The 21,308-nt window shown below is 54.0% G+C and carries 21 protein-coding genes; 13 read left to right on the top strand and 8 right to left on the bottom strand.

Features of this window, described 5'->3' with window-relative positions; translation table 11 throughout:
- Positions 1–11: 11 nt before the first annotated feature.
- From E1162_RS10835 to E1162_RS10815, 5 genes are read right to left on the bottom strand one after another with little or no spacing between them, the layout of a single operon-like run.
- Positions 12–809 (bottom strand): FAD binding domain-containing protein, encoded by a 798-nt coding sequence (locus E1162_RS10835; protein WP_155130586.1) that lies wholly within the window; start codon positions 807–809, stop codon positions 12–14.
- Positions 802–1,254, bottom strand: a complete 453-nt coding sequence (locus tag E1162_RS10830) for a (2Fe-2S)-binding protein (RefSeq protein ID WP_155130584.1) — start codon at positions 1,252–1,254, stop codon at positions 802–804. Before E1162_RS10830 ends, E1162_RS10835 begins: the two co-directional genes overlap by 8 nt.
- A complete protein-coding gene (locus tag E1162_RS10825) occupies positions 1,251–1,703 on the bottom strand; it encodes an SRPBCC family protein (protein WP_155130582.1) in 453 nt (150 codons plus the stop codon). Before E1162_RS10825 ends, E1162_RS10830 begins: the two co-directional genes overlap by 4 nt.
- 21 nt (positions 1,704–1,724) lie before the next feature.
- Complete coding sequence (locus E1162_RS10820; protein WP_155130580.1) at positions 1,725–2,678, bottom strand: dihydrodipicolinate synthase family protein; 954 nt, start codon at positions 2,676–2,678, stop codon at positions 1,725–1,727.
- Positions 2,678–4,792: a xanthine dehydrogenase family protein molybdopterin-binding subunit gene (locus E1162_RS10815; RefSeq protein WP_155130578.1), complete on the bottom strand. Its 2,115-nt coding sequence runs from the start codon at positions 4,790–4,792 to the stop codon at positions 2,678–2,680. Before E1162_RS10815 ends, E1162_RS10820 begins: the two co-directional genes overlap by 1 nt.
- Positions 4,793–4,937: 145 nt before the next feature.
- On the opposite strand from E1162_RS10815, the gene E1162_RS10810 reads away from it, so the two are divergent.
- From E1162_RS10810 to E1162_RS10755, 12 genes are all read left to right on the top strand, one after another.
- Entirely contained in the window at positions 4,938–5,732 is a 795-nt protein-coding gene (locus tag E1162_RS10810) for an aspartate dehydrogenase (protein WP_155130577.1), read from the top strand.
- 100 nt (positions 5,733–5,832) lie between these two features.
- Positions 5,833–6,777: a LysR substrate-binding domain-containing protein gene (locus tag E1162_RS10805; protein ID WP_155130575.1), complete on the top strand. Its 945-nt coding sequence runs from the start codon at positions 5,833–5,835 to the stop codon at positions 6,775–6,777.
- A 432-nt stretch (positions 6,778–7,209) separates the two neighbouring features.
- Positions 7,210–8,160 (top strand): Bug family tripartite tricarboxylate transporter substrate binding protein, encoded by a 951-nt coding sequence (locus tag E1162_RS10800; RefSeq protein ID WP_155130573.1) that lies wholly within the window; start codon positions 7,210–7,212, stop codon positions 8,158–8,160.
- A 107-nt stretch (positions 8,161–8,267) separates the two neighbouring features.
- A complete protein-coding gene (locus tag E1162_RS10795) occupies positions 8,268–8,780 on the top strand; it encodes a tripartite tricarboxylate transporter TctB family protein (protein ID WP_257098911.1) in 513 nt (170 codons plus the stop codon).
- Between the two features lies 1 nt (position 8,781).
- Entirely contained in the window at positions 8,782–10,281 is a 1,500-nt protein-coding gene (locus tag E1162_RS10790; RefSeq protein WP_155130571.1) for a tripartite tricarboxylate transporter permease, read from the top strand.
- Between the two features lies 1 nt (position 10,282).
- The gene (locus tag E1162_RS10785) at positions 10,283–11,455 is read left to right on the top strand and encodes an L-rhamnonate dehydratase (RefSeq protein ID WP_155130569.1); all 1,173 of its coding nucleotides are present in this window, start codon (positions 10,283–10,285) and stop codon (positions 11,453–11,455) included.
- Entirely contained in the window at positions 11,452–12,366 is a 915-nt protein-coding gene (locus E1162_RS10780) for a dihydrodipicolinate synthase family protein (protein ID WP_155130567.1), read from the top strand. Before E1162_RS10785 ends, E1162_RS10780 begins: the two co-directional genes overlap by 4 nt.
- Positions 12,367–12,371: 5 nt before the next feature.
- A complete protein-coding gene (locus tag E1162_RS10775; protein WP_155130565.1) occupies positions 12,372–13,073 on the top strand; it encodes a GntR family transcriptional regulator in 702 nt (233 codons plus the stop codon).
- 11 nt (positions 13,074–13,084) lie between these two features.
- The gene (locus E1162_RS10770) at positions 13,085–14,119 is read left to right on the top strand and encodes a 4-hydroxythreonine-4-phosphate dehydrogenase PdxA (protein ID WP_155130563.1); all 1,035 of its coding nucleotides are present in this window, start codon (positions 13,085–13,087) and stop codon (positions 14,117–14,119) included.
- On the top strand, positions 14,119–15,621 hold the full coding sequence (locus tag E1162_RS10765) for an aldehyde dehydrogenase (NADP(+)) (protein ID WP_155130561.1): 1,503 nt from the start codon (positions 14,119–14,121) through the stop codon (positions 15,619–15,621). Before E1162_RS10770 ends, E1162_RS10765 begins: the two co-directional genes overlap by 1 nt.
- Before the next feature lie 389 nt (positions 15,622–16,010).
- Positions 16,011–17,192 (top strand): CD0519/CD1768 family membrane protein, encoded by a 1,182-nt coding sequence (locus E1162_RS10760; protein WP_257098910.1) that lies wholly within the window; start codon positions 16,011–16,013, stop codon positions 17,190–17,192.
- Between the two features lie 184 nt (positions 17,193–17,376).
- Positions 17,377–18,108 (top strand): MBL fold metallo-hydrolase, encoded by a 732-nt coding sequence (locus E1162_RS10755; protein ID WP_155130559.1) that lies wholly within the window; start codon positions 17,377–17,379, stop codon positions 18,106–18,108.
- On the opposite strand, the gene ocd is transcribed toward E1162_RS10755, so the two are convergent.
- A complete protein-coding gene (gene ocd / locus E1162_RS10750; RefSeq protein WP_155130557.1) occupies positions 18,105–19,142 on the bottom strand; it encodes an ornithine cyclodeaminase in 1,038 nt (345 codons plus the stop codon). The genes E1162_RS10755 and ocd overlap by 4 nt on opposite strands.
- Before the next feature lie 16 nt (positions 19,143–19,158).
- On the bottom strand, positions 19,159–20,091 hold the full coding sequence (gene rocF, locus E1162_RS10745; protein WP_155130555.1) for an arginase: 933 nt from the start codon (positions 20,089–20,091) through the stop codon (positions 19,159–19,161).
- A 119-nt stretch (positions 20,092–20,210) separates the two neighbouring features.
- Here rocF and E1162_RS10740 point away from each other — a divergent pair, with 119 nt between their 5' ends.
- On the top strand, positions 20,211–20,669 hold the full coding sequence (locus E1162_RS10740; RefSeq protein ID WP_371311919.1) for an Lrp/AsnC family transcriptional regulator: 459 nt from the start codon (positions 20,211–20,213) through the stop codon (positions 20,667–20,669).
- Between the two features lie 3 nt (positions 20,670–20,672).
- Here E1162_RS10740 and E1162_RS10735 read toward each other — a convergent pair whose 3' ends face one another.
- Positions 20,673–21,260: a DUF4339 domain-containing protein gene (locus E1162_RS10735; protein WP_155130551.1), complete on the bottom strand. Its 588-nt coding sequence runs from the start codon at positions 21,258–21,260 to the stop codon at positions 20,673–20,675.
- Positions 21,261–21,308: the final 48 nt, after the last annotated feature.

The raw sequence follows: 21,308 nt of genomic DNA, 5'->3' as shown, positions 1-21,308 counted from the left end.
GCCGCCTCCCGTTAAGCGCCAGTGATCTGGTGCACAGCGCGTTTTGTCATCTCGACTGCAAGCGCCGCGCGGTATTCGGCGTCGGCATGCATGTCAGACAAAAGCCCCTCCGGTTCGATCGTTTTGCCCTTTAGAGCCCAAACGTTGAAATCGCCCTTCAGAGCCTCTTCCAACTGATCCGCGCGGAAAACACACGGGCCAGCGCCGGTAATAGCTACACGAACATCATCATCGAACCGGGCAACAAAAGCGCCTGCAACTGCATAGCCAGAGGCCTTGCTGGCAAACTTGGAATAGGCAGCGCAAACCGGAATTTTGAAGCGAACGTGAGTGACGATCTCGTCATCATCCAGCAGGGTTTCGAACATGCCGGAGAGAAAGTCTGCAGCAGCGTATTGCTGCTTTGTTGTGGTGATCTGCGCATCAAGCGCAAGTGCGGCAGATGGATAGTCAGCAGCAGGATCGTTATTGGAAAGGGAACCGCCGATTGTGCCGCGATTGCGTACCATCGGATCACCGATGAGGCCTGCAAGTTCAGCTAGTGCAGGTAGTGTTTCACGCACAATCTGGCTTCTCTGCACATCCACATGTCGCGCGCCTGCGCCAATGGTCAAAAAACCGTCGGCAACAGCAATGTCGCGGGACAGTAGTCTAGACAAATCAACAAGTAGACTTGGCATGGCAAGGCGCTGCTTTAGCGTGGGTACATAAGTCATGCCGCCTGCGAGGCACTTGGCATCTTCGTCGCTTTGTAAAAGCTCTACCGCTTCTTCAAGTGTGCGAGGGCGGGCGTAGGCAGTCTCATACATCTTGAGAGACCTCGTAGATTGCATCGACCATGCCGCGATAGCCGGTGCAACGGCAGATGTTGCCTTCCAGTTCCTCGGCAATGCGCTCACGGGTTAAGGAGGAGCCATGACGGCGGATCATATCCAAACCGGACATGACGACGCCCGGCGTGCAGAAGCCGCATTGCAAGCCTTGATGCCGAACCATGGCCTCCTGTAACGGGTGGTCCGACAGCGACTCGATTGTTTCTACCTTCGCGCCGTCGCAGGCGGCAGCAAGCACCGAGCAGGATTTGACGGCTTCGCCATCCAAATGCACGGTGCAGGCCCCGCATTGGCTTGTGTCACAGCCAACATGGGTGCCGGTGAGGCCAAGTTCCTCGCGCAGGAGCTGCGATAGCAACACGCGTGTTTCGACGCTGGCCTCAACCTTGTTTCCGTTCACAGTGAGGGAGATTTTGTTCATGCCGCTTCAGGCTCGAACTGGGCTGCAAAACTATCGAAAAACTGCGCCGCCAGTTTCTCAGAAGTGGATTTTATAAGACGCTGGCCGAGCTGAGCCAGTTTGCCGCCGATAGCCGCTTCCACTTCGTAGGTGAGCTTTGTGCCCTCGTCACCCAAATCTTCAAGGTGAACCCTCGCTCCGCCTTTTGCAAAGCCAGCAACACCGCCATTGCCTTTGCCGGAAATGACATAGGTTTCCGGAGCAACGATATCGGAGAGTGTCACATCACCTGAAAAGCGCGCCTTCACAGGGCCGATCTTCAAGCGAACCTTTGCAGACAGTTCGGTGTCGGAAGACTTCACCACTTCCTCGCAGCCTGGAATGCAGGCTTGTAAAACGCCTGCATCATTAAGCGCAGCCCAAACCGCCTCACGGTTCGCAGGGATGATGTGTTCACCGGACATTTCCATAAAGCGATCTCCCTCGTGGCGTTAGAGCTTCAGACCGCAGGCTGCGAAAGCCTCGCGGGTTGCGGCCTTTTCTTCTTCTGTCAATTGGAGCAGTGGCTCGCGCACTGGCCCGCCTACCTGCCCAAGCAGTTCCTGCCAGTATTTGCCGTGGGCCTGAGGCTTTCCGCCCGGTTTCGTGCGCTTCATGGCTTCACGAACAGGGTTCAGGCTGTCGCGCACCCTGCGCGCTTCCTCAAACCGGCCTTGGAACGCAAGCTGGGTGTACTCATGCATGCGTTTGTCATTCTTGGTTTGCAGGTGATATGGCGGAGAAGAGCACAGGTAGAGCTTCCAATTCAGCTCTTCGATGTTCTCAAGCCACTCTGCCTCAGATGCGGTGGAGACGTGGATCTTGTCGCCAACCATGTGGCTAAGTTTCACGTACATGTCGCGCGGAACGGAGTATTTGATGGCAACGATATTCGGTAGCTCAGCAATGCGGGCGCAAAGCTCAGGGCTCATCAAATAGCCGCTGTCTGGATGGCTCCACATGGCAATGCCAATGTCTACCTGCTCACAAATCGCCTTGTAGTAATTGTAAACGGTGTCGTCCTGATCGGTCACAAAGTGAAGGATCGGCGCATGCACCACAATATAATCAGCGCCGCAGTTCTGCGCGTGCTTGGCAAGCTCGATCACAGTGTCGAAGTTCTGGTCTGATGCAGACATGATGGTGCCCGCTTTGCCGTCGCATTCTTCAACCGCGATCTCGAAGTTGCGCTTGCGCTCTTCAAGGCTCATGGAGAAGAACTCGCCCTGCTTACCGGCAATAAACAGGCCCTGAATATCAAGATCATCCACCCAGTGACGGATGTTGGAGCGCAGACCCGCTTCGTTGAAAGAAAAGTCTTCGTTGAACGGGTTCAGGGCAGCAGCCCAAATACCGCGCATATTTTCACGCGCGTAATCCTTGGCATCTAGCCTAGAGTATTTCATCAGCTTTTTCCTTGCTCGGCGCTGCGAATGGCACGCCATAAAGATTGACTGGTAAGAGGCATGGTCAGGTCGGTAACACCAAGCGGACGCAGTGCATCCACGGCGGCATTCAAAATGGCCGCCGGAGCGCCAATCGTGCCTGCCTCGCCAACGCCCTTGGCGCCCAATGCGTTCATTGGGCTAGGCGTTTCGAACTTATGAATATCGATCGTTGGGATATCGGCAGCGCGGGGCATGGCGTAGTCCATGAAGGAGCCGGTCAAAAGCTGACCGTCTTCATCGTAGACAATGCTCTCCATGAGGGCTTCGCCCAGCCCTTGAGCCAAGCCGCCGAGGATCTGCCCTTCCACCAGTTTGGGGTTCACAATGGTTCCGGTATCATCAACGCAGGTGATGCGCTCGACGCTAAGCTCACCTGTGCTGCGGCAGATGGAAACCTGCGCAAGATAGGCCCCATAGCCCCACGCTTGGCCCTTGTTCTCATAGCGAACGTCTGCTGTGATCGGCAGCGCTTCGCTAGCCTCCAAGCGTGATGTAATTTCCTCGCACGCCTTAAGAACCGCGCTGCCACCAATGGCGGTGGAGCGACTGGCAAGAGCGCCAATCCCTTCCGGAGTTTTTGCTGTATCGGCCAGCAAAACGGAAATCTGGTCTATGTCGATGTTAAGAGCATCTGCTGCGATCTGGGCAAAGGCGGTTTCGCGGCCATGCCCTTGTGATGAGCTGCCACTAGCGACAACAACGCTGCCGTCTTCGTTTAGGGTAACGCGAGCCGTTTCCCAGCCATTGCCGGAGGGCTCCAGATAAAACCCGATGCCGATGCCAACAAGCTGTCCCTCTGCGCGGCATCGTGTTTGCTCAGCAAGTAGGGCAGGGTAGTCTACGGCCTCACACAAAACGTCGAGGGCCTTGGCATAATCGCCTGAATCCAGTGTGTTCCCTGTCAGGGTGTTATGAGGAAGAGCTGTTGCAGGAATAAGGTTTTTGCGGCGCAGTTCAACGGGGTCGATCCCGCTTACAGCCGCGGCTTTGTCGATAAGCCGCTCCATCAAACAGTTTGCTTCAGGTCGGCCCGCTCCGCGATAAATGCCGGTAGGGCCGAGATTATTCATTACCGCTTGAGTGGTGATGTCTTGAGCGGGGACAGCATAACCTGATGGCAACACGCGGGCTGCATTCCACGCTGTGATAAGACCACTGTTTGGCAGCCAAGCGCCAACAGGGCCTTCAACCATAGCCTTCAGCCCGAGGAATGTACCGTCGCTTGAAAGCGCCAGCTCACCTTCGCTCTTGATGCCTCTGCCGTGGGTTGCGGAAAGAAACTCTTCAGAGCGGGTCGCGGTCCATTTCACATCGCGCTTATGTTTGAGCGCAGCCCAAACTACGAAGACATCTTCAGGGTAAAGCGATGCTTTCATGCCAAATGCACCGCCCACATGTGGAGCGATGACACGAATGCGCTTCGCTTCAATACCAAGAATAGCGGCGAGTTCTGAGCGGGTACGGTGCGGTGTTTGGGTGGAGTGCCAAACGGTTACGCAATCAGTTTCCGCGTCATAAGCGGCCGCGATTGATCTTGGCTCCATAGGGGAGGGCGCAAGGCGAGGGTGCTGAATGGTGCAAGACACCACATGGTCTGCTTTAGCTGCTGCCTCCTCGTATTGTGCGTTCGACCAATTTTTCTCCGCTACAAGAATCGGGGAACTCTCGGTCGGCTCGATCTCGGCATATACGAGTTCTGCTGCGTCAGCGGCTTGCAGAGCGGTTTCACCCAAGACAGCCGCTACCGGCTGTCCCAGCCCGCGCACCGTCGCCTGCGCCAACACGGAAAACGGCGGAAGATGTTTGATTGGCAGAACAGGATTAACAGAGAGGCTGCCAAGGTCTGCAACATCTGCCCCTGTATGAACAGCAGCAACGCCTTCAGCCTCCAGCGCATCTTCAGTTTCCAGTTCTACAATCTCGCCGGATGCGATTTGCGAGCGCACAAACGCTACATGCAACGGGTTCGTCAGCTTCACGTCATCGGTAAACACACCTCGTCCACGCACGAGAACATGATCTTCCCGTCGCAGAGGCGATCCACCTATTTTGTGAGAGTTTTGAACCGACATGGCACACCCGGATAAATATTCGTTGGATGCGATACCAACAAAAACCCGAGCAGAATCCAAATCTAAAGAACAAATCTCGATATAACCAAATTGGATACCTAGGCCTCTGGAATAAAAGTATAAATTGAGCAAATGGAGGCTGCTGATGAAACTTGGTTTGATCGGAAACGGGGCAATCGCTCAATTTGTAAGACGCGCTTTGGAAGCGCACGGGCATGAGATTGGAGCAGTGCTTTTGCGTCCTGCCCGCATAGCGCAGATGAGCCCAATTCCTAATGATGGGCCTTTATATGTAGGCTCCGTCGCCGAGTTGCCCGATGATCTTGACCATGTGATCGATTGTGCTGGCCATGAAGCATTACGCCAATACGGAACAGATGTTTTAAGGGCTGGATTTGATTTAACGACAGTCTCCATTGGCGCCTTGGCGGATAAGGCGTTGGAAGCCGCCTTGGAAGACGCCGCGCTTGAGGGCGATAGCAAGCTCCATTTGGCAAGCGGTGCAATTGGCGCGCTCGATACGCTGCGGGCTGCGCGGGTCGGTAACCTGACTAAAGTGCGCTACACAGGGCGCAAGCCGCCTAAAGGCTGGCTCGGTTCTCCCGCTCAAGAGAGCATCGACTTGGAAAACCTTGGCGATAGACCCCAAACCCACTTTGTGGGAACAGCACGTCAAGCGGCGCTGGAATATCCTAAAAACGCTAATGTCGCTGCGGCTGTAGCCCTGTCTGGTGTCGGCTTTGATGAGACAGAAGTTGTATTGGTTGCCGATCCGGCCATTTCGGTAAACATTCATGAGATCGAAGTCACCGGCGATTTTGGAAGCTTTGAATTCCGTATTCTGGGAAATGCGTTGCCCGATAATCCCCGCAGTTCCGCTCTTGCCGCAATGAGTGTTGTTGGCTGTGTGTTGCAGGAGACTAAACCGATCGTTTTCTAAGTGTTTTAGCTGACGGGCCAGCTTGAACGCTCTAGGCATTAATTGCGCGTACTCTTTTCGATATGAGTACCTTTCAGGGAGTGCGCAGTAGGAGGCAAGCTTGGCTGCACGACACACCCGTATCGTAGAACGTGTTCTCACCCGTCTGAAGTTTAAACAACTCAGGCTTTTGGTGGCGGTAGGCAAGCATAACAACATCCAGAACGCGGCGCATGAGCTGAACGTTTCCCAGCCCGCCGCGACCAAGATGATCAAGGACCTTGAGCTAGACTTCGAGGTGCAGCTTTTTGAGCGTACCAATCGCGGTGTTGTACCAACCCCGTTCGGTGAGGCCTTGATCCGCCATGGCAAACTGATCTTTGCGCAGGTTTCTAATGCCGCACAGGAGCTGGATGACCTTAACGAAGGCAGCAGCGGGCGCGTTGTCGTCGGTACTCTGCTTGCTGCATCCCCGCATCTCTTGCCCCTCGCAATCGAGAAGCTTTTAGAAGAGCGGCCAAAGGTTGCCATCAAGCTGGTTGAGGGCACCAACGAGGTGCTTATGCCAGCGCTACGCTCAGGTGAGATTGATCTTGTGGTTGGAAGATTGCCAACGCATCGCCATCGCAGCGAGCTTTCTCAAGAAAAGCTGTTTGATGAGCGTATTCTTGCGGTCGTCGGCAAAGGGCATCCGCTTGTTGGCAAGAAAGCGCTGGAGTTTGATGAGCTGAAGCCGTTTGGCTGGATCGTACCACCGATTGAGACAAGCCTACGCCGCCAACTCGACCAGTATTTTATCAATCAAGACCAGTATGTACCGCCGGTCTCGGTGGAATCGGTCTCCTACCTTACCAACCGCTCACTGCTTCAGGCGCGTGACTTCATTGGTCTGATGCCAGCCCACGTTGCCGCGCAGGATATTGCAAGCGGTGCATTGGAGCAGATTAACTGGACTGTTCCGTTTGGCGAAAGTCCTGTTGGGGTCTCCTACCGCCGCGGCGGTCAGCTTTCGCCTGCTGGTGTGGCGTTTCTCTCTGCTCTGCGTGAGGCTGCCAAGGTTATGTAACAGCTAGCCGACTTTTCTAGCAGGAAATTAAGCGGTTGCTTAGCCCTGCTAGGCGACAAGGCGACTACGAAAAACTGCCTTAATGTTTGCTGCTATAGGTTCTCGTTTTGCGGTATGAAACGCTCATACCTTTAGAGGCATAGTGCTGTGAATTGATTCAAAAATTAACCTTTTGAGTGTTTGTGTGTAGTTAACCACAGGCCCTAAATCATTTTTAGATCGAACGTTGCGGTATCGTTAATATGGTTTAGGTATTTGTAATTATTGATTAATATCAAAAATACATTTGCCCTTCCGTCGCTAACCTAGCGCGACTGCCTCCTAAAGGCGCTCTAAAAAGGTATACCATATTCCATATATCTGATACCGATACCGAGCTGTTATCAGTACTTAAACCTATTTTTATCGGTTTGATGTTTTCGGGAGGAATTCATGATTAAATTGATTGCCGCGGCCTCTATGGCTGCATTGACGCTGGGTACGTCGCTGGTTAGCGCGGAGGAATACCCGTCCAAGACTATTGAGGTTGTAACCCATGCCGGCAACGGCGGCGGTACCGACGTAACCACCCGCATGATGATGCTTCGCGCTCGTCGTGAGCTTGGTGCGGACATGGTAGTGGTCAACAAAAAGGGTGGTGGCGGTGCCGTAGCTATGGACCACTATCTGGGCCTGCCAGCTGACGGGTACTCCATCCTCACCTTTACAATTGGCCATGCTGCAACTGTCGCCAAGGGCAAGACCAAGATGACCCTTGATGACGTGCGCCCAATCGCACGCGGTACCGACGATCCGCAGATCCTTATGGTTCGCTGTGGCGCATACGACAGCGCTGAGGACTTCGTTGCCAAGCAGAAAGACGCTGCGATCTCCTACGGTACAACCCATCTCGGTAACATCGATGACGTGTCTGCATTCATGTTCACCATGAAGGGCGGCATGAAGACACCTAAGATCGTTCCGTTTGATGGTGGCGGCGAACTGGCAACCCAGCTTGTTGCTGGTGCAGTTGATGCGGCGGTTCTTAACCTTGCAGAAGCATCCTCCCAGATCGATGCAGGCGAAGTGTGCCCAATCGTCGTACTTGCTGACAAGCGCATGGATGGCCTTCCAGAAGTTAGCACTGCGAAAGAACTCGGCATTCCTGTCAGCTTCTCCACCGTACGTGGCTTCGTCATTCACAAAGACACACCGGAAGACGTCGCGCAGAAGGTTGAGGCCTCTCTCGTAAAGGCTATGAAGCACCCAGTTTATCAGGGCTTCCTCACCTCCATCGGTCTTGATGCAAACTCTGTCGTTGGTGCGGAAGAGTGGGGCAACCAGCTTCAGACTATGACCACTGACATGGAATCCGCTCTCAAAGAGTTGGGCTTCATCCAGTAAGGCCAATCGGTCTTCGGGGAAGCCGCGTTCTGCGGCTTCCTCTCAAACACTCCCCCTAAATGATCTCTGCCCTTAACGGGCAGGCAATAATGTCTTTGGAGGATTTCTTGACGAGCTCAGCAGATTTCGAGCCGCGGGAAGAAGGTGCGGCAGACTTTCCTAGTCGGCGCGAGCAGTTGGTGGCACGTTTTGTTGTTCCTTTGCTAATACTCCTCTTCTGTGTAGGTGCGTACTATCTATCCACGCAGTTTGACCGCGTTCCGCCAATTTTGAAGCGTGGCATCCAGCCCTCTGACTTTCCTCAATTGGTCATTGGCCTGATTGGTTTTCTCACCATCTGGCTGGCGCTCACCCAGAAGGTCGGGAAGCTTGAGGTTCTAACCTCAACGGTTTGGGGCACATTGCTTGCTCTGATCGGCTTTCTCTTGGTGGCAGAGATAGACCTCTTCCTCGGGCTTGGCCTTTTTGCCTTCACGCTCGCGTTGATGTGGGGCGAAAGGCGGCTTTGGGCACTTGTGCTCGTTGGTCTCATTATCCCAGTTGCAGTGTTCTTTCTCTTTGACGGAATTTTCGAAGTCCGCTTCCCGCGCGGCCCTCTGACGAACTTGTGGTATCAATAATATGGAAGCTGTATTTTCCGGCCTGATGGCTCTGGCAGATCCAAGTTTGCTTGTACTGCTTGTTGCCGCAACATTAGGCGGCGTAATGGTAGGGGCGTTGCCGGGCCTTAATGCAACAACTGGTGTTGCACTTCTTCTGCCATTTACCATCACCATGGAGCCGATCGCGGCAATCGCGATCCTGACAACGATTTATTGCGCCGCCACGTTTGCTGGCGCGATCACGGCAATTCTCATTAATACGCCGGGTACTTCAGCCAGCGCGACCACCTGTCTAGACGGATACCCGTTAGCGCAGAGGGGCGAGGCTGGGCGGGCCCTAGGCATGGCTGCGGTTTCCTCCACCATCGGCGGTATCGTATCGGTACTTTGCTTGATGGCAGCCGCGCCGCTTATGGCTCGCGCCGCTTACAACTTCGCGCCGCCTGAGTACTTCGCGCTTACTGTCTTCGGCCTTTCCATGCTGGCAACCATCGGTGATGGCAGCGCTCTTAAGAACCTGATTGCCGGTGCTTTCGGCGTGCTTCTGGCAACCGTTGGCATTGACCTGCTAACCTCTATCGAACGCTTCACGTTTGGCATGAACGAACTGAGCGAAGGTATTCCATTTGTACCGGTCATGATTGGCGTCTTCGGTATTTCCGAGTTGCTGGTTCAGGCAAGTAATCTGCACATCAAGCGCGAACCGGTGAAGATGAAGGCAATTCGCCTTCCTAGCCGCGAAGATTATAAGCGCGTCTGGCGCACTATCCTTCGTAGCTCCGGCATCGGTACCTTCATCGGTATTCTGCCAGCAGAGGGGGCAACTGTTGCTTCCATGATCGGCTATAACGAAGCTAAACGCTGGTCAAAGCACCCTGAAGAATTCGGTAAGGGTTCTCTGGAAGGTGTGGCTGGCTCTGAGGCTGCGAACAACTCGGCGACTGGCGGCGCAATGGTACCAACGCTCGCGCTGGGTATCCCAGGTAGCCCGACTGCTGCCGTTATCCTGGCGGGCCTTATGGTTCACGGCCTGCGTCCGGGCCCGACTATGTTTACCGAGCAGGCAGACTTTGTCTTTGCGATTTTCTGGGCGATGCTGCTGGTAAACGTGCTCTTCTTCTTCGTTGGTCTTTGGGGGGCAAAGCTCTTTGCTCGTATCACCCTCATCCCGATCAATATTCTTTGGCCAATCGTTTTCACTTTCTCCATCGTCGGCGCCTATGCGCTGGAACAGTCCATGCTCGATGTCTGGATTGCAGTTGGAGCCGGTATCCTTGGTTTCTTCATGCGCCGCTACGGATTTTCTGTAGTGCCGCTCACAATTGGTTTGATCCTCGGTGGCATGCTCGAAACACGCCTTGGCCAGTCCATGGTCATGCTTGATGAGCAGTGGTGGCTCATGCTCGCCCGTCCACTTTCTTTGTTCTTCTTTATTCTGACCGCACTGGCACTGTTCGGCCCGTATTTGTGGGGACGGTTGTTCACCCAGCGCGCACCAATTAAATCGACCGGAGAATAATATGACGAAAATTAAATCCGTCCGTACTCGGGTGTGGAACTGGAAAGGCAAGACAGTTCCCCCGCAAGGCAATTTCTGCACCAACGCCAGCGACGCGCTTTACGACAAGGGCGATGCGATGGGCAGCTTTCGTTTTCATCAGTGGCTGACCTGTGAGGTTGAAGCGGAAGACGGAACCATCGGTATTGGTAACGCAGCGCTTGCACCTAATCTGGTGAAAGCGGCCATTGATCAGTACTACGCTCCAATGGTTATTGGCGAAGACCCTTTCGACTACGCTTATCTCTGGGAAAAGATGTACCGCAAGACCCATGCATGGGGCCGCAAGGGCGTGGGTATGACGGCAATTTCTGCTGTCGATATCGCGATTTGGGACCTGATGGGCAAGCTGGCTAACAAGCCGGTGTTCAAGCTGTTAGGTGGTCGTACCAAAGAGAAAATTCCGGTCTACTATTCCAAGCTCTACGCTGCCAGCATCGAAGAAATGCAGGCCGAGGCAGAAGAAGCCATGCAGCACGGCTATCAGGGCTTTAAGACGCGCTTCGGTTTCGGCCCTAAGGACGGCATGAAAGGCATGCGCGAGAACCTCAAGCGTGTTGAGGCAGTGCGCGAAGTCATCGGTTATGACAAGGATCTTATGCTCGAGTGCTACATGGGCTGGAACCTCGACTACACCCGTCGCATGCTGCCAAAGCTTGAAAAGTATGAGCCTCGTTGGCTGGAAGAGCCGGTGATCGCAGATGACATTCACGGCTATGCTGAGCTGAACCGTGGTCCGATCCCAATCTCTGGCGGCGAGCATGAGTTCTCGCTGCTCGGTTTCCGTCAGTTGTTGGATGCCAAGGCTGTTTCTGTCATCCAGTACGACACCAACCGTGTCGGCGGCATTACAGCAGCGCAGAAGATTAACGCGCTCGCAGAAGCCTACCAAATTCCGGTTATTCCGCACGCTGGCCAGATGCATAACTATCACCTGACCATGGCGAACGTGAACTGCCCGATTGCTGAATACTTCCCTGTGTTCGATGTCGAGGTTGGTAACGAGCTGTTCTACTACATCTTTGAGGGCGATCCTGAAGCGGTAGATGGCTTCCTGCAGCTGGATGATAACAAGCCGGGGCTGGGCATCTCCATCACTGACAAACATCTTCATGACTTCGAGGTGGTAGAATGACAAAGCCATACAAGGGTATTTGGCCTGTAGCGCCTACACCGTTTAATCCCGATGGAACACTTGATCTGGAGGGCATGAAACGTGTTCTAGATTGCATGGTCGATCAGGGCGTTGACGGCATCTGCATTCTTGCAAACTTCTCGGAGCAGTTCCTCATTTCAGATGAAGAACGTGCGGTCCTAACTCGTTTGTGCTTGGAGCATGTGGCAGGACGCGTTCCTGTTATCGTCACCATTAGCCACTTTGCGACGGATATCGCGGTAGCGCGTGCAAAAGAGGCCAAGGCACTCGGCGCGGCAATGGTGATGATGATGCCGCCGTATCATGGTGCTCTCCTTAAAGGAAACGCCCAGCAAACCTACGAGCAGTTTCAAGCCGTAGGTGAGGTTGGTATTCCGATTATGATTCAAGATGCGCCGCTCTCGGGTGTTGATCTGCCTGTTCCTCTGCTTGTGCGTATGGCGCAAGAAATCGAGATGGTGAAACTCTTCAAGATCGAGTGCGCAGGCGCTGCCAGCAAGCTGCGTGATCTGGTTGCCGCAGGTGGCGATTCTATTGAGGGGCCTTTTGACGGAGAGGAAGCCATAACTCTAATGGCGGACTTGGATGCAGGGGCAACCGGTTCTATGACTTCCGCTATGATACCGGACCAGATTCGTCCTATTCTTGTGGCGCATGCTGCAGGGGAGAGGGATACGGCACTGCGTCTCTACGCCCGCATTCTTCCTGCGGTCAATCACGAGAATCGTCAGTGTGGCTTCCGGTCCGCGAAGGCTGCTATGGTTGCTGGTGGTGTTATCAAATCGGATTTCTGTCGTCATCCGATAGCGCCGCTGCATCCGCAAACGAGGGAGGCCATGATCGAGCTGATCAGGCCCCTTGATCCGGTCGTTTTGAACTGGGGAAGGTAATGGGAATGGGCGAGACAAACTGGATCGCAGAACTGAAGCAACACGGACAGGTAACACAGAGAAAGTCTCTGGCAGAAGAAGCTGCAGACACTCTGCGTGAGTTCATTCTGCTTGAAAAACTTGCTCCCGGTACTGCTATTCCAGAGCGGGAACTCGCCGATGCTCTGGGTATTTCCAGAACGCCATTGAGAGAAGCGCTGCGCTTGTTGGTTACCGAAGGGCTGGTGGAATATTCTGCCACCCGTAGGCCACGCGTTGCAGCGCCGTCAATGGCGGAATTGACCCAATACATTACCGTTCTGGGTGCATTGGAAGCTCTGGCAGGCGAACTCGTCTGCAATGAGGCGACCGACGAAGAGATCAACGGGCTGATTACTATGGAGCGGCGGCTGAACAACGACGCCGAGAGCATATCTGCTCTTGAGTTCTTTCAGCGGGATATGCGGTTCCATAGCGAGCTGGTTGCCCTTTCGCGCAACGAGCCGCTCATCGAAACTCATCGGCAATACAATGCGCGCCTTTGGCGTGCCCGCTTCATCTCTTCAAAACGTGCAACCCGACGTGCCAACACGCTCGCCGAGCACCGCGCAATTGCGGTGGCGCTTGGCCAGCGTGATCCGCAGGCAACGGCTCACGCCCTGCGGGCCCATCTGAAATCGACAATCAGCAATATAGCCGTGGCGTTGGAAGGCCAAGCCGACGGCTGAAGGGTTTAAAAATGAAACCACGTATCGGGATTATTCCAGGCGACCCAAGTGGCATTGGGCCGGAGCTGATCGCACGCCTACTAAACGACAACGGCGTAGCAGAGGCAGCAGATATTCTTCTTATTGGCGACGCCCATGTTTTTGAAGAAGGGCAGAAGGTTGCAGGCCTAACATTTGAAATGAACGCAGTTGATGCAAGCTGTGACGACTGGAAACAGGCTTCACAATTTGCATTGCACGCAATGGAAACCATTACTCTTGAGGAGATCGTCGTCTCCTCCGTTGAGCAGCCATGCGGTGCATCCGTCCTTAAAACGCTCGATCAAGCACTGAAATTCCTGCAGGGCGGCGTTATCGACGCGTTGGTTTTCGGGCCATTTAACAAAGCGTCCATGCACCTTGCAGGCCTCGGCCACGATGATGAGCTGCACTACATGGCCGAAAAGCTTGGCGTTTCCAACTATATCTCAGAGCTGAATACGCTGGACGGCATCTGGACCAGCCGCGTCACCAGCCATATCGCTCTGCGAGATGTTGCCGATGCAATTACAGAGGAGCGTATCGAAGAAGCCGTTCATCTGATCGACCGCACTTTGCGTCGTTCCGGTCTAACGCGCCCGCGCATTTCTGTTGCTGCGATCAACCCGCATGCAGGTGATGGCGGCAATTTCGGAACAGAAGAGATCGACACTATTGAACCGATAGTGCGCCGCCTTGCTGAAACGCAAATGTCCGTCGATGGGCCATGGCCATCTGACACCGTGTTCCTGAAAGCCGTCGCCAAAGAAATCGATGCGGTGGTGACCATGTATCATGACCAAGGGCAGATCGCGCTTAAGCTGCTGGGCTTTGATCGCGGTGTAACAGTGCAGGGTGGGTTGCCATATCCGGTTTCCACGCCCGCTCACGGCACAGCATTCGACATTGCAGGTAAGGGCTTGGCAGATGTTGGTGCAACCCGCGCTGCGTTCGATGTTGCCTGCGACATGGTTCAAAACTGGGACAAAGCAGAGCTGACACAGGCAGAAACTGAAGGGGCAGGGTAATGGCTTACGAACCACATGGAAAACACCTGATCGCCGGTGAATGGGTAGCCAGCGACACAACCTTCAAGGCTGATCCTGTCTCTGGCCCTGCGCTTGATTATTCCGCTGGCCGCGTAAGTGATGTTGATACTGCTGTAGAAGCAGCAGAAGACGCTTTTTGGAGTTATGGCTACAGCTCTCGTGAAGAGCGTGCCCAGTTCATCAACGCAATCGCTGATGAGATTGATGCGCGGGGCGAAGATATCACCCGCATTGGTTCCGCCGAAACAGGGCTTCCAGCTGCGCGTCTTGAAGGAGAGCGTGGCCGCACCGTTGGCCAGCTTCGTTTGTTTGCCAGCCACATCCTGAAAGGTGATTACCTTGATCGCCGCTCGGATGAAGCCTTGCCTGATCGCCAGCCAGCGCCGCGACCAGCACTGGAGATGGTTCAGCGTCCAATCGGGCCGGTTGCCGTGTTTGGTGCTTCCAACTTTCCGCTGGCATTTTCGACAGCAGGTGGCGATACCGCTGCGGCTCTTGCAGCGGGCTGTCCGGTTGTGGTGAAGGGCCATCCCGCTCATCCGGGAACTGGCGAGATCATCGCTGACGCTATCCTTGCTGCTATCAAGAAAACCGGCGTTCATCCTGGTGTGTTTTCCTTGGTGCAGGGCGGCAATAACGAGGTCGGCAAACGCCTTGTCGAACATCCGCTTATCAGAGCTGTAGGTTTTACAGGCAGCCTTGCAGGTGGCCGAGCCCTGTTTGACCTTTGCGCTCGCCGTGTTGAGCCAATTCCGTTCTTCGGTGAGCTGGGCTCCATCAATCCGGTCTTCGTTTTGCCAGAAGCTGCCAAGAGCCGAATGGATAGTATTGCAAGCGGCTGGGCAGGCTCGGTTACCATGGGCGCGGGGCAGTTCTGCACCAACCCCGGTGTGGTGGTTCTGCCAAAAGAACACGCGCCAGCCTTTGTCGAGGTAGCATCTGCAGCGCTTGATCAGGTACCCGACCAACATATGCTGACCATGGGCATAGCCTCAGCCTATCGAAAGGGCCGCGATCATATCGCCTCTGTTTCTGGCGTTGAGACGATCCTGTCTAAAGATGCTGCAGAGCGTGATGCTGCTCCAGCCATGTACATGTGTGATGCAACAACGTGGCTGGGTTCAGATGTTCTTAGCGAAGAAGTCTTTGGTCCAACGGGTATCGTTGTAACAGTCTCCAGCATTGAAGAAATGCACGAGCTTGCCAAGCGCCTTGAAGGCCAGTTGACTGCAACACTGATTATGGACGACGGCGACCTTGAAGATGGTGGGTCCTTGATGCCAATTCTGGAGCGAAAAGCAGGACGTATTCTCGCAAACGGGTTCCCGACAGGCGTTGAAGTCGCCGATAGCATGGTCCATGGCGGACCGTATCCGGCATCGACCAACTTTGGGGCAACGTCCGTGGGCACGTTGTCGATCCGCCGTTTCTTGCGTCCGGTTTGCTATCAGAACCTGCCGTCTTCTTTGTTACCGAAATAAAACAGCCCCTTTAGGGGCACTCCCAGACCCGAAACTGCGGGAGCTAGTTGTGATGTTGCTCTTTTGAGCATGCGCGGCTGCTCCCGCTTTTTTTGCTCAATTCATCACGTCGTCTTGACCGCAAAAACCAGCCGAAAGCGGGCTTGTTTTATGCATTTGCGTATTTGTGTTCACACTGGTATACGCCAAGTCCTATCCTAATTGATCCTACAAAAATGGGGTTCTGACGGTTCTCGGAGCACGCTTTGAGCCGCTGCGGCTTGGCTTGTTCTGCAATAAACATAATACAGCCTGTCGGCCTAAAATGGCTGAAAACGGGCGTATTTACCCTGAACGAAACAACATGATGGGCTGCTCACAACATACCCGTCACCAAAAATGAGGGTAAAATGACTGATGAAGTGACCACTGTGTCGGCAGAAAAATCCAGCCGCTTTTCGGCTGTATTCTATCCGGCATTCCCTGTTGTGGTTTTGGGCCTTCTCTTCGGATATCTGGGCAGCGTTATGGGCGCGGCGAACATGTTTAATACCATGTTCTCGACGGCGCACGGCCTGCTCATGAACACCGTGCTTTACATCATGGGCATCTGCGTTTTAGCCGGTGCTATTGGCCGTCTTCTGTTGGAATTTGGTACCGTTGCTGTAATGGAGCGCGTTCTGCGCCCGCTTATGCGCCCGCTCTACCGTCTTCCAGGCAAGGCTTCCCTTGCAGCGGTAATGACCTTCTTCTCCGATAATCCGGCGATTATCTCTCTGGCAAACGACGCCCGCTTTGCGAAATCGTTCAAAGCCTATCAGCTTGTTTCTCTGGCCAACTTTGGCACAGCGTTTGGCATGGGCTTGATCGTCGTTACTTTTATGTCCGCCCAGTCTATTGGCGGCGAAAGTGCAATGACACCGGCGCTGATTGGCCTGTTTGGTGCCATCGTTGGCTCGGTCGTCTCCACCCGCCTTATGCAGCACATGATCTACAAGGATCTGGGTGAGCGCGATCACATCGAGCCGGACTCCGATGCTGACGATCAGGCCTCGGAAATTCCGGTTAGCGGCGATACGATTGGTCTGCGTTTCCTCAACTCCTGCCTTGACGGTGGTAAGTCTGGTGTTGATCTCGGCATCGCGATCATCCCAGGCGTGCTCATCATTGCAACAGTTGTGATGATGCTGACCTTCGGTCCGGGTGAGACTGGTTACACCGGCGCGGCCTTTCAGGGCGTTGCTGTTCTGCCTAAGCTTGGTTCCGTTTTCTCTGGCGTGTTTTCCGCACTGTTCGGCTTCCAGAGCCCTGAGCTGATTGCCTTCCCTATCACTTCTCTTGGTGCTGTAGGTGCGGCGATGACCTTGGTTCCTCCGTTCATCACGCAGGGCATCATCGGCGGTAACGAGATTGCAGTGTTCACCGCAATGGGCATGTGCTGGAGTGGCTACCTTTCCACCCACACTGCTATGCTGGACACCCTTGGCTATCGCAATCTTATTTCCAAGGCATTGCTCTCCCACACCATTGGTGGTTTGGCAGCAGGCATTGCAGCTCACTACACCTATTTGCTTTTCTCACTGTTCTCCTGACTGTGAGAAAAAGCTGAACTGACAAGGCCGGAGCGGAAAGCACTTTCGCTCCGGTTTTTTGTTGTGCTGTACGGCGCTCATCGGGCGTTTGCCCCTAGTCTAATTTGCTAGATTCTTGCTGGTTGCAAGCAATGCCCCGCTAGCCTTACTCTGGCCTTGTAAGTCTTGTGAGTGGAGCCGAAATATGCACCGGATTGCAGCAGAAAACTGGTACCGCACGACACACCTTGCCGACGGCATTTCGCTTATTGAGGAGCCGCATATCCTGCCGTTTTACCGTTGCAACATCTGGCATGTTGCTGGGCGCGATTTTAACATGCTGGTAGATAGCGGCATGGGTGTCGTTAGCCTTCGCGAATACGTACCCCTAGCGGCGGAAAAGAACGTGGTGGCGGTGGCCAGTCACAGCCATTTCGACCATGTAGGCTGCCATCACGAGTTTGAAGAACGCTGGATCCACGAAGCAGAGGCAAGCATTCTTGCCCATCCAACGCGGCAAAATACGCTCGCAGACCCTTATGTAATTGACGAGATTTTCTCGGCCTTACCGCCGGAGCCCTATCGCTCCTGCGCCTATCACGTCAAATCCGCACCGCCGACAAAACTGCTGCGGGATGCGGATATCATTGACCTTGGAGATAGAAGTTTCCATGTGCTGCACACACCGGGGCATTCGCCGGGCGGGATCGCGCTTTGGGAGGAAAAAACCAGAACCTTGATAGCAGGGGATGTGATCTATGACGGAGAGCTCATTACCGACGCCTATCATAGTAACATGGGGGACTACATCGACAGCATGCGCATGCTGTCTGCCCTTCCTGTCGAAACCGTCCACGGAGGACACTTCCCAAGCTTTGGAGGTGGGCGGTTTAAAGAGATAACCACCCACTTCCTAAAGGAGCATGACAACAGCTAGGCGGCTTTATCGCGGCTGTCGTCCTGTGTCAGCAAACCAAACAGGTTTCGAGGGTCTGTCGGCTCTGCGATCATGTCTACGTCTTCATAGTCTCCGGTCTTTTGAACCGTGTCGTGAAGGAAGCGGAGGGCAGAAAAGTCTTCCGTTGCAAAGCCAACGGAGTCGAACAGCGTGATGTCGTTGGCATGTGCCCGCCCAACTTCCATGCCGGAAATAACGCGCCACAATTCGTTGACCGGATAATCCTCCGGCAACTGCTGGATTTCGCCTTCAATGCGGGTCTGCGGCGGGTATTCGACGAAGATCTTGGAGCGCAGAAGAATATCCTTGTGCAGCTCCGTCTTACCCGGACAATCGCCGCCAATGGCATTGATGTGAACGCCAGCGCCAATCATGTTGTCCGTCAATATGGTCGCGTACTGCTTATCAGCGGTCACAGTAGTGATGATATCTGCGCCCTCAACTGCCTCTTCCGCACTCTTGCACGGGATCAGCTCCAAGCCATAAGGAGCAAGGTTGCGCATACACTTTTGCGTTGCCTCCGGATCCAAATCGTAAAGGCGTAGAGTTTTCGTTCCCAGCAGCGCCTTAAAGGCAAGCGCCTGAAACTCCGACTGGGCACCATTACCGATGATAGCCATTGTCTCCGATGGCTTTGGGGCAAGGTGACGGGCTGCAACGGCGGATGTCGCCGCAGTGCGAAGCGCGGTAAGCACTGTCATTTCTGAAAGGAAGAACGGATAGCCGCTTTCGACCTTTGAAAGCATGCCAAACGCGGTAACGGTCTGCAGGCCCAGCTTGGTATTGGCTGGGTGACCGTTTACGTACTTGAAGCTGTAGAGCTCCCCATCACTTGTTGGCATCAACTCGATGACGCCGATTTTGGAGTGGCTTGCAACGCGCGGTGTCTTGTCAAAAAGCTCCCAGCGACGGAAATCCTGCTCAACATAATTGGCGAGGCCGGCAAGAAATGTCTCCACCCCGCATGTGCGCACGGTTTTGAGAATATTCTCGACACTCACAAACTGAACCATCTTAAAAACCTCACGATTAGTTATAGCGGAATGTCGGTCTATCCATGACCGTTTTGCCAAAAAGACTTGCAACAAGATCAACAAGCAAGGTTGCTGTCCGTCCGCGTTCATCAAGGAAAGGGTTAAGTTCCACCAGATCGAGAGAGGTCACGAGCTGGCTGTCATGGAGGATCTCCATAATCAAATGGGCTTCTCTAAACGTAGCGCCGCCCGGAACGGTTGTTCCCACAGCTGGCGCTATTTCAGGATCGAGAAAGTCCACGTCAAAACTCAGGTGCAAATTGCCATCCCGCTCTGCCACCATCTCCAAAAAGCGGTTGAGAGGGCCTGCTACGCCGCGCTCGTCTATGGCACGCATGTCGTAAGCATGAAGCGGGGTCGTCTGCAAAATTTCGCGCTCCGGCGCATCAACCGAACGCAAGCCCATCATGCAAACGTTGCGGGTCGGTACAGTGGCTGGCGGCTTGGGAAAGTGCGGCTCAAACCCGTCAAAGCCACAGAAGTAGGCCGAAGGTGTGCCGTGCAGATTGCCACTGCGCGTTGTGTCTAGCCGGTGCAGATCAGGATGAGCATCCAGCCACAGCACAAACTGCTCCTTGCCCTGTTTTGCCGCAGCACTTGCAACGCCCGTCACCGTGCCTGCTGCAAGGCTGTGATCGCCGCCCATAAAGATCGGAAACGCCCCCTCCAGAAAACAAGTCTCCGCTTTCTGCTGGAGTTCCTTTGTCCAAGCTGCGACTTCAGCGAGGTTGCGGATGGCATCGTTATCATGGGCTTCGTGGAGGCAATCGTTGATATTTAAATTGCCGCGATCATCCACTTGGCAACCAAGGTCCGCCAGCGCACTGGAAAGGCCTGCCGTACGCAGCGCGTCTGGTCCCATCAAGCAACCAGATTGATCAGTACCTGCTTGAAGAGGTACGCCAAAAAGAGCAACGCTACGTTTCATATGATCTCCAACGTAATTATACGTAGATCTCATTATTGGTTGTTTTTGATTAGAGGGAAGCTATCATACTGATCAAAATGATAGGTCACTATGCCAATTTGGTAATCTAAAATATGCAAATCGACGAAATTGATCGCAATATTATAGGGATATTACGTAGAAATGCGCGTGCCTCGCTCTCCGATTTGGCAATCGAGCTAAAGCTCTCCAGAGCCACCATTCGGGCACGACTGGATAAACTGCAAAAGTCCGGCGAGATTCTCGGCTACACAGTCATTTTGCAGCGAGATACCATGGATGCGCCGGTAAGGGGCATTACCTTGGTAAAGATTGAAGGCAAGGGCGCAGACCGGATCACATCAATCCTGAATGCCATGACGGAAGTTGCTGCGCTACACACGACGAACGGCAATTGGGATCTGATTTTGGAGCTGCATACCGAAACGCTTCAGGACCTCGATAAGGTCCTCAACCGGATCCGCAAAATCGACGGCATTCAGTCAACCGAAACCAATCTTCTGCTCTCAACCGTCAGAAGTTCCAAGAACGTGCTCTACTCAAACCTCTCTAACAGCTGAGGGTTAGAGAACGAAATAGAACAGCACGAATGGTGCGGGCAGGAGCAGTAAAGACACCAAAGGGGCCAGATAGCCCTGATGAATCTCGGTCTGTTTTCTCAAAAGGAAATAGACAGGTGGCAGGAACAGGAAGATCAGATAGCCCAGTGGTACCGCCTTCGTATAAACGCTGAGCAATGCGCGGCGGTCGATGTAATAAAATCCGGCACTGATAAACGGGAAGGCGATCACGAAATAGATCGGCGTCATAAACTCTTTAAGCTCTGGCACCGGTAGAGGGATGATAGAGCCCAATGAAATCGCCATTAGAGTGCTGATCAGCGGCGTAAAAATCATCAGCCATAGAATGAACTGGCTTACCTGATAGGCTTTGCCCTTGTCCGCCGGACCCACTTCAATGAGCAGCTGCTTAAGAAACGCAATCTCTCCCGCACGCTTCCAAACAGGACCGAGCTGGTAGTGCCAGACTTTGGTTTGTGCCGTCACAACGCCGCGGGCAATCAGCCGCTTCATGGCTCCATCATCAACAGGACCGCACTTCTCACGGTCGTGTTTATAAAACCACTGTGTCGTTCCTTCGCCGTGCTGCATTCCAGAAAGCCCCAAAACCTACACTTGTCAGCATGTGACGCCAAAGCC

This window comes from Pseudovibrio flavus, from assembly GCF_009711345.1.
Classification (GTDB): Bacteria; Pseudomonadota; Alphaproteobacteria; order Rhizobiales; family Stappiaceae; genus Pseudovibrio; species Pseudovibrio flavus.
This window is presented reverse-complemented; position numbering and strand designations above follow the sequence as displayed.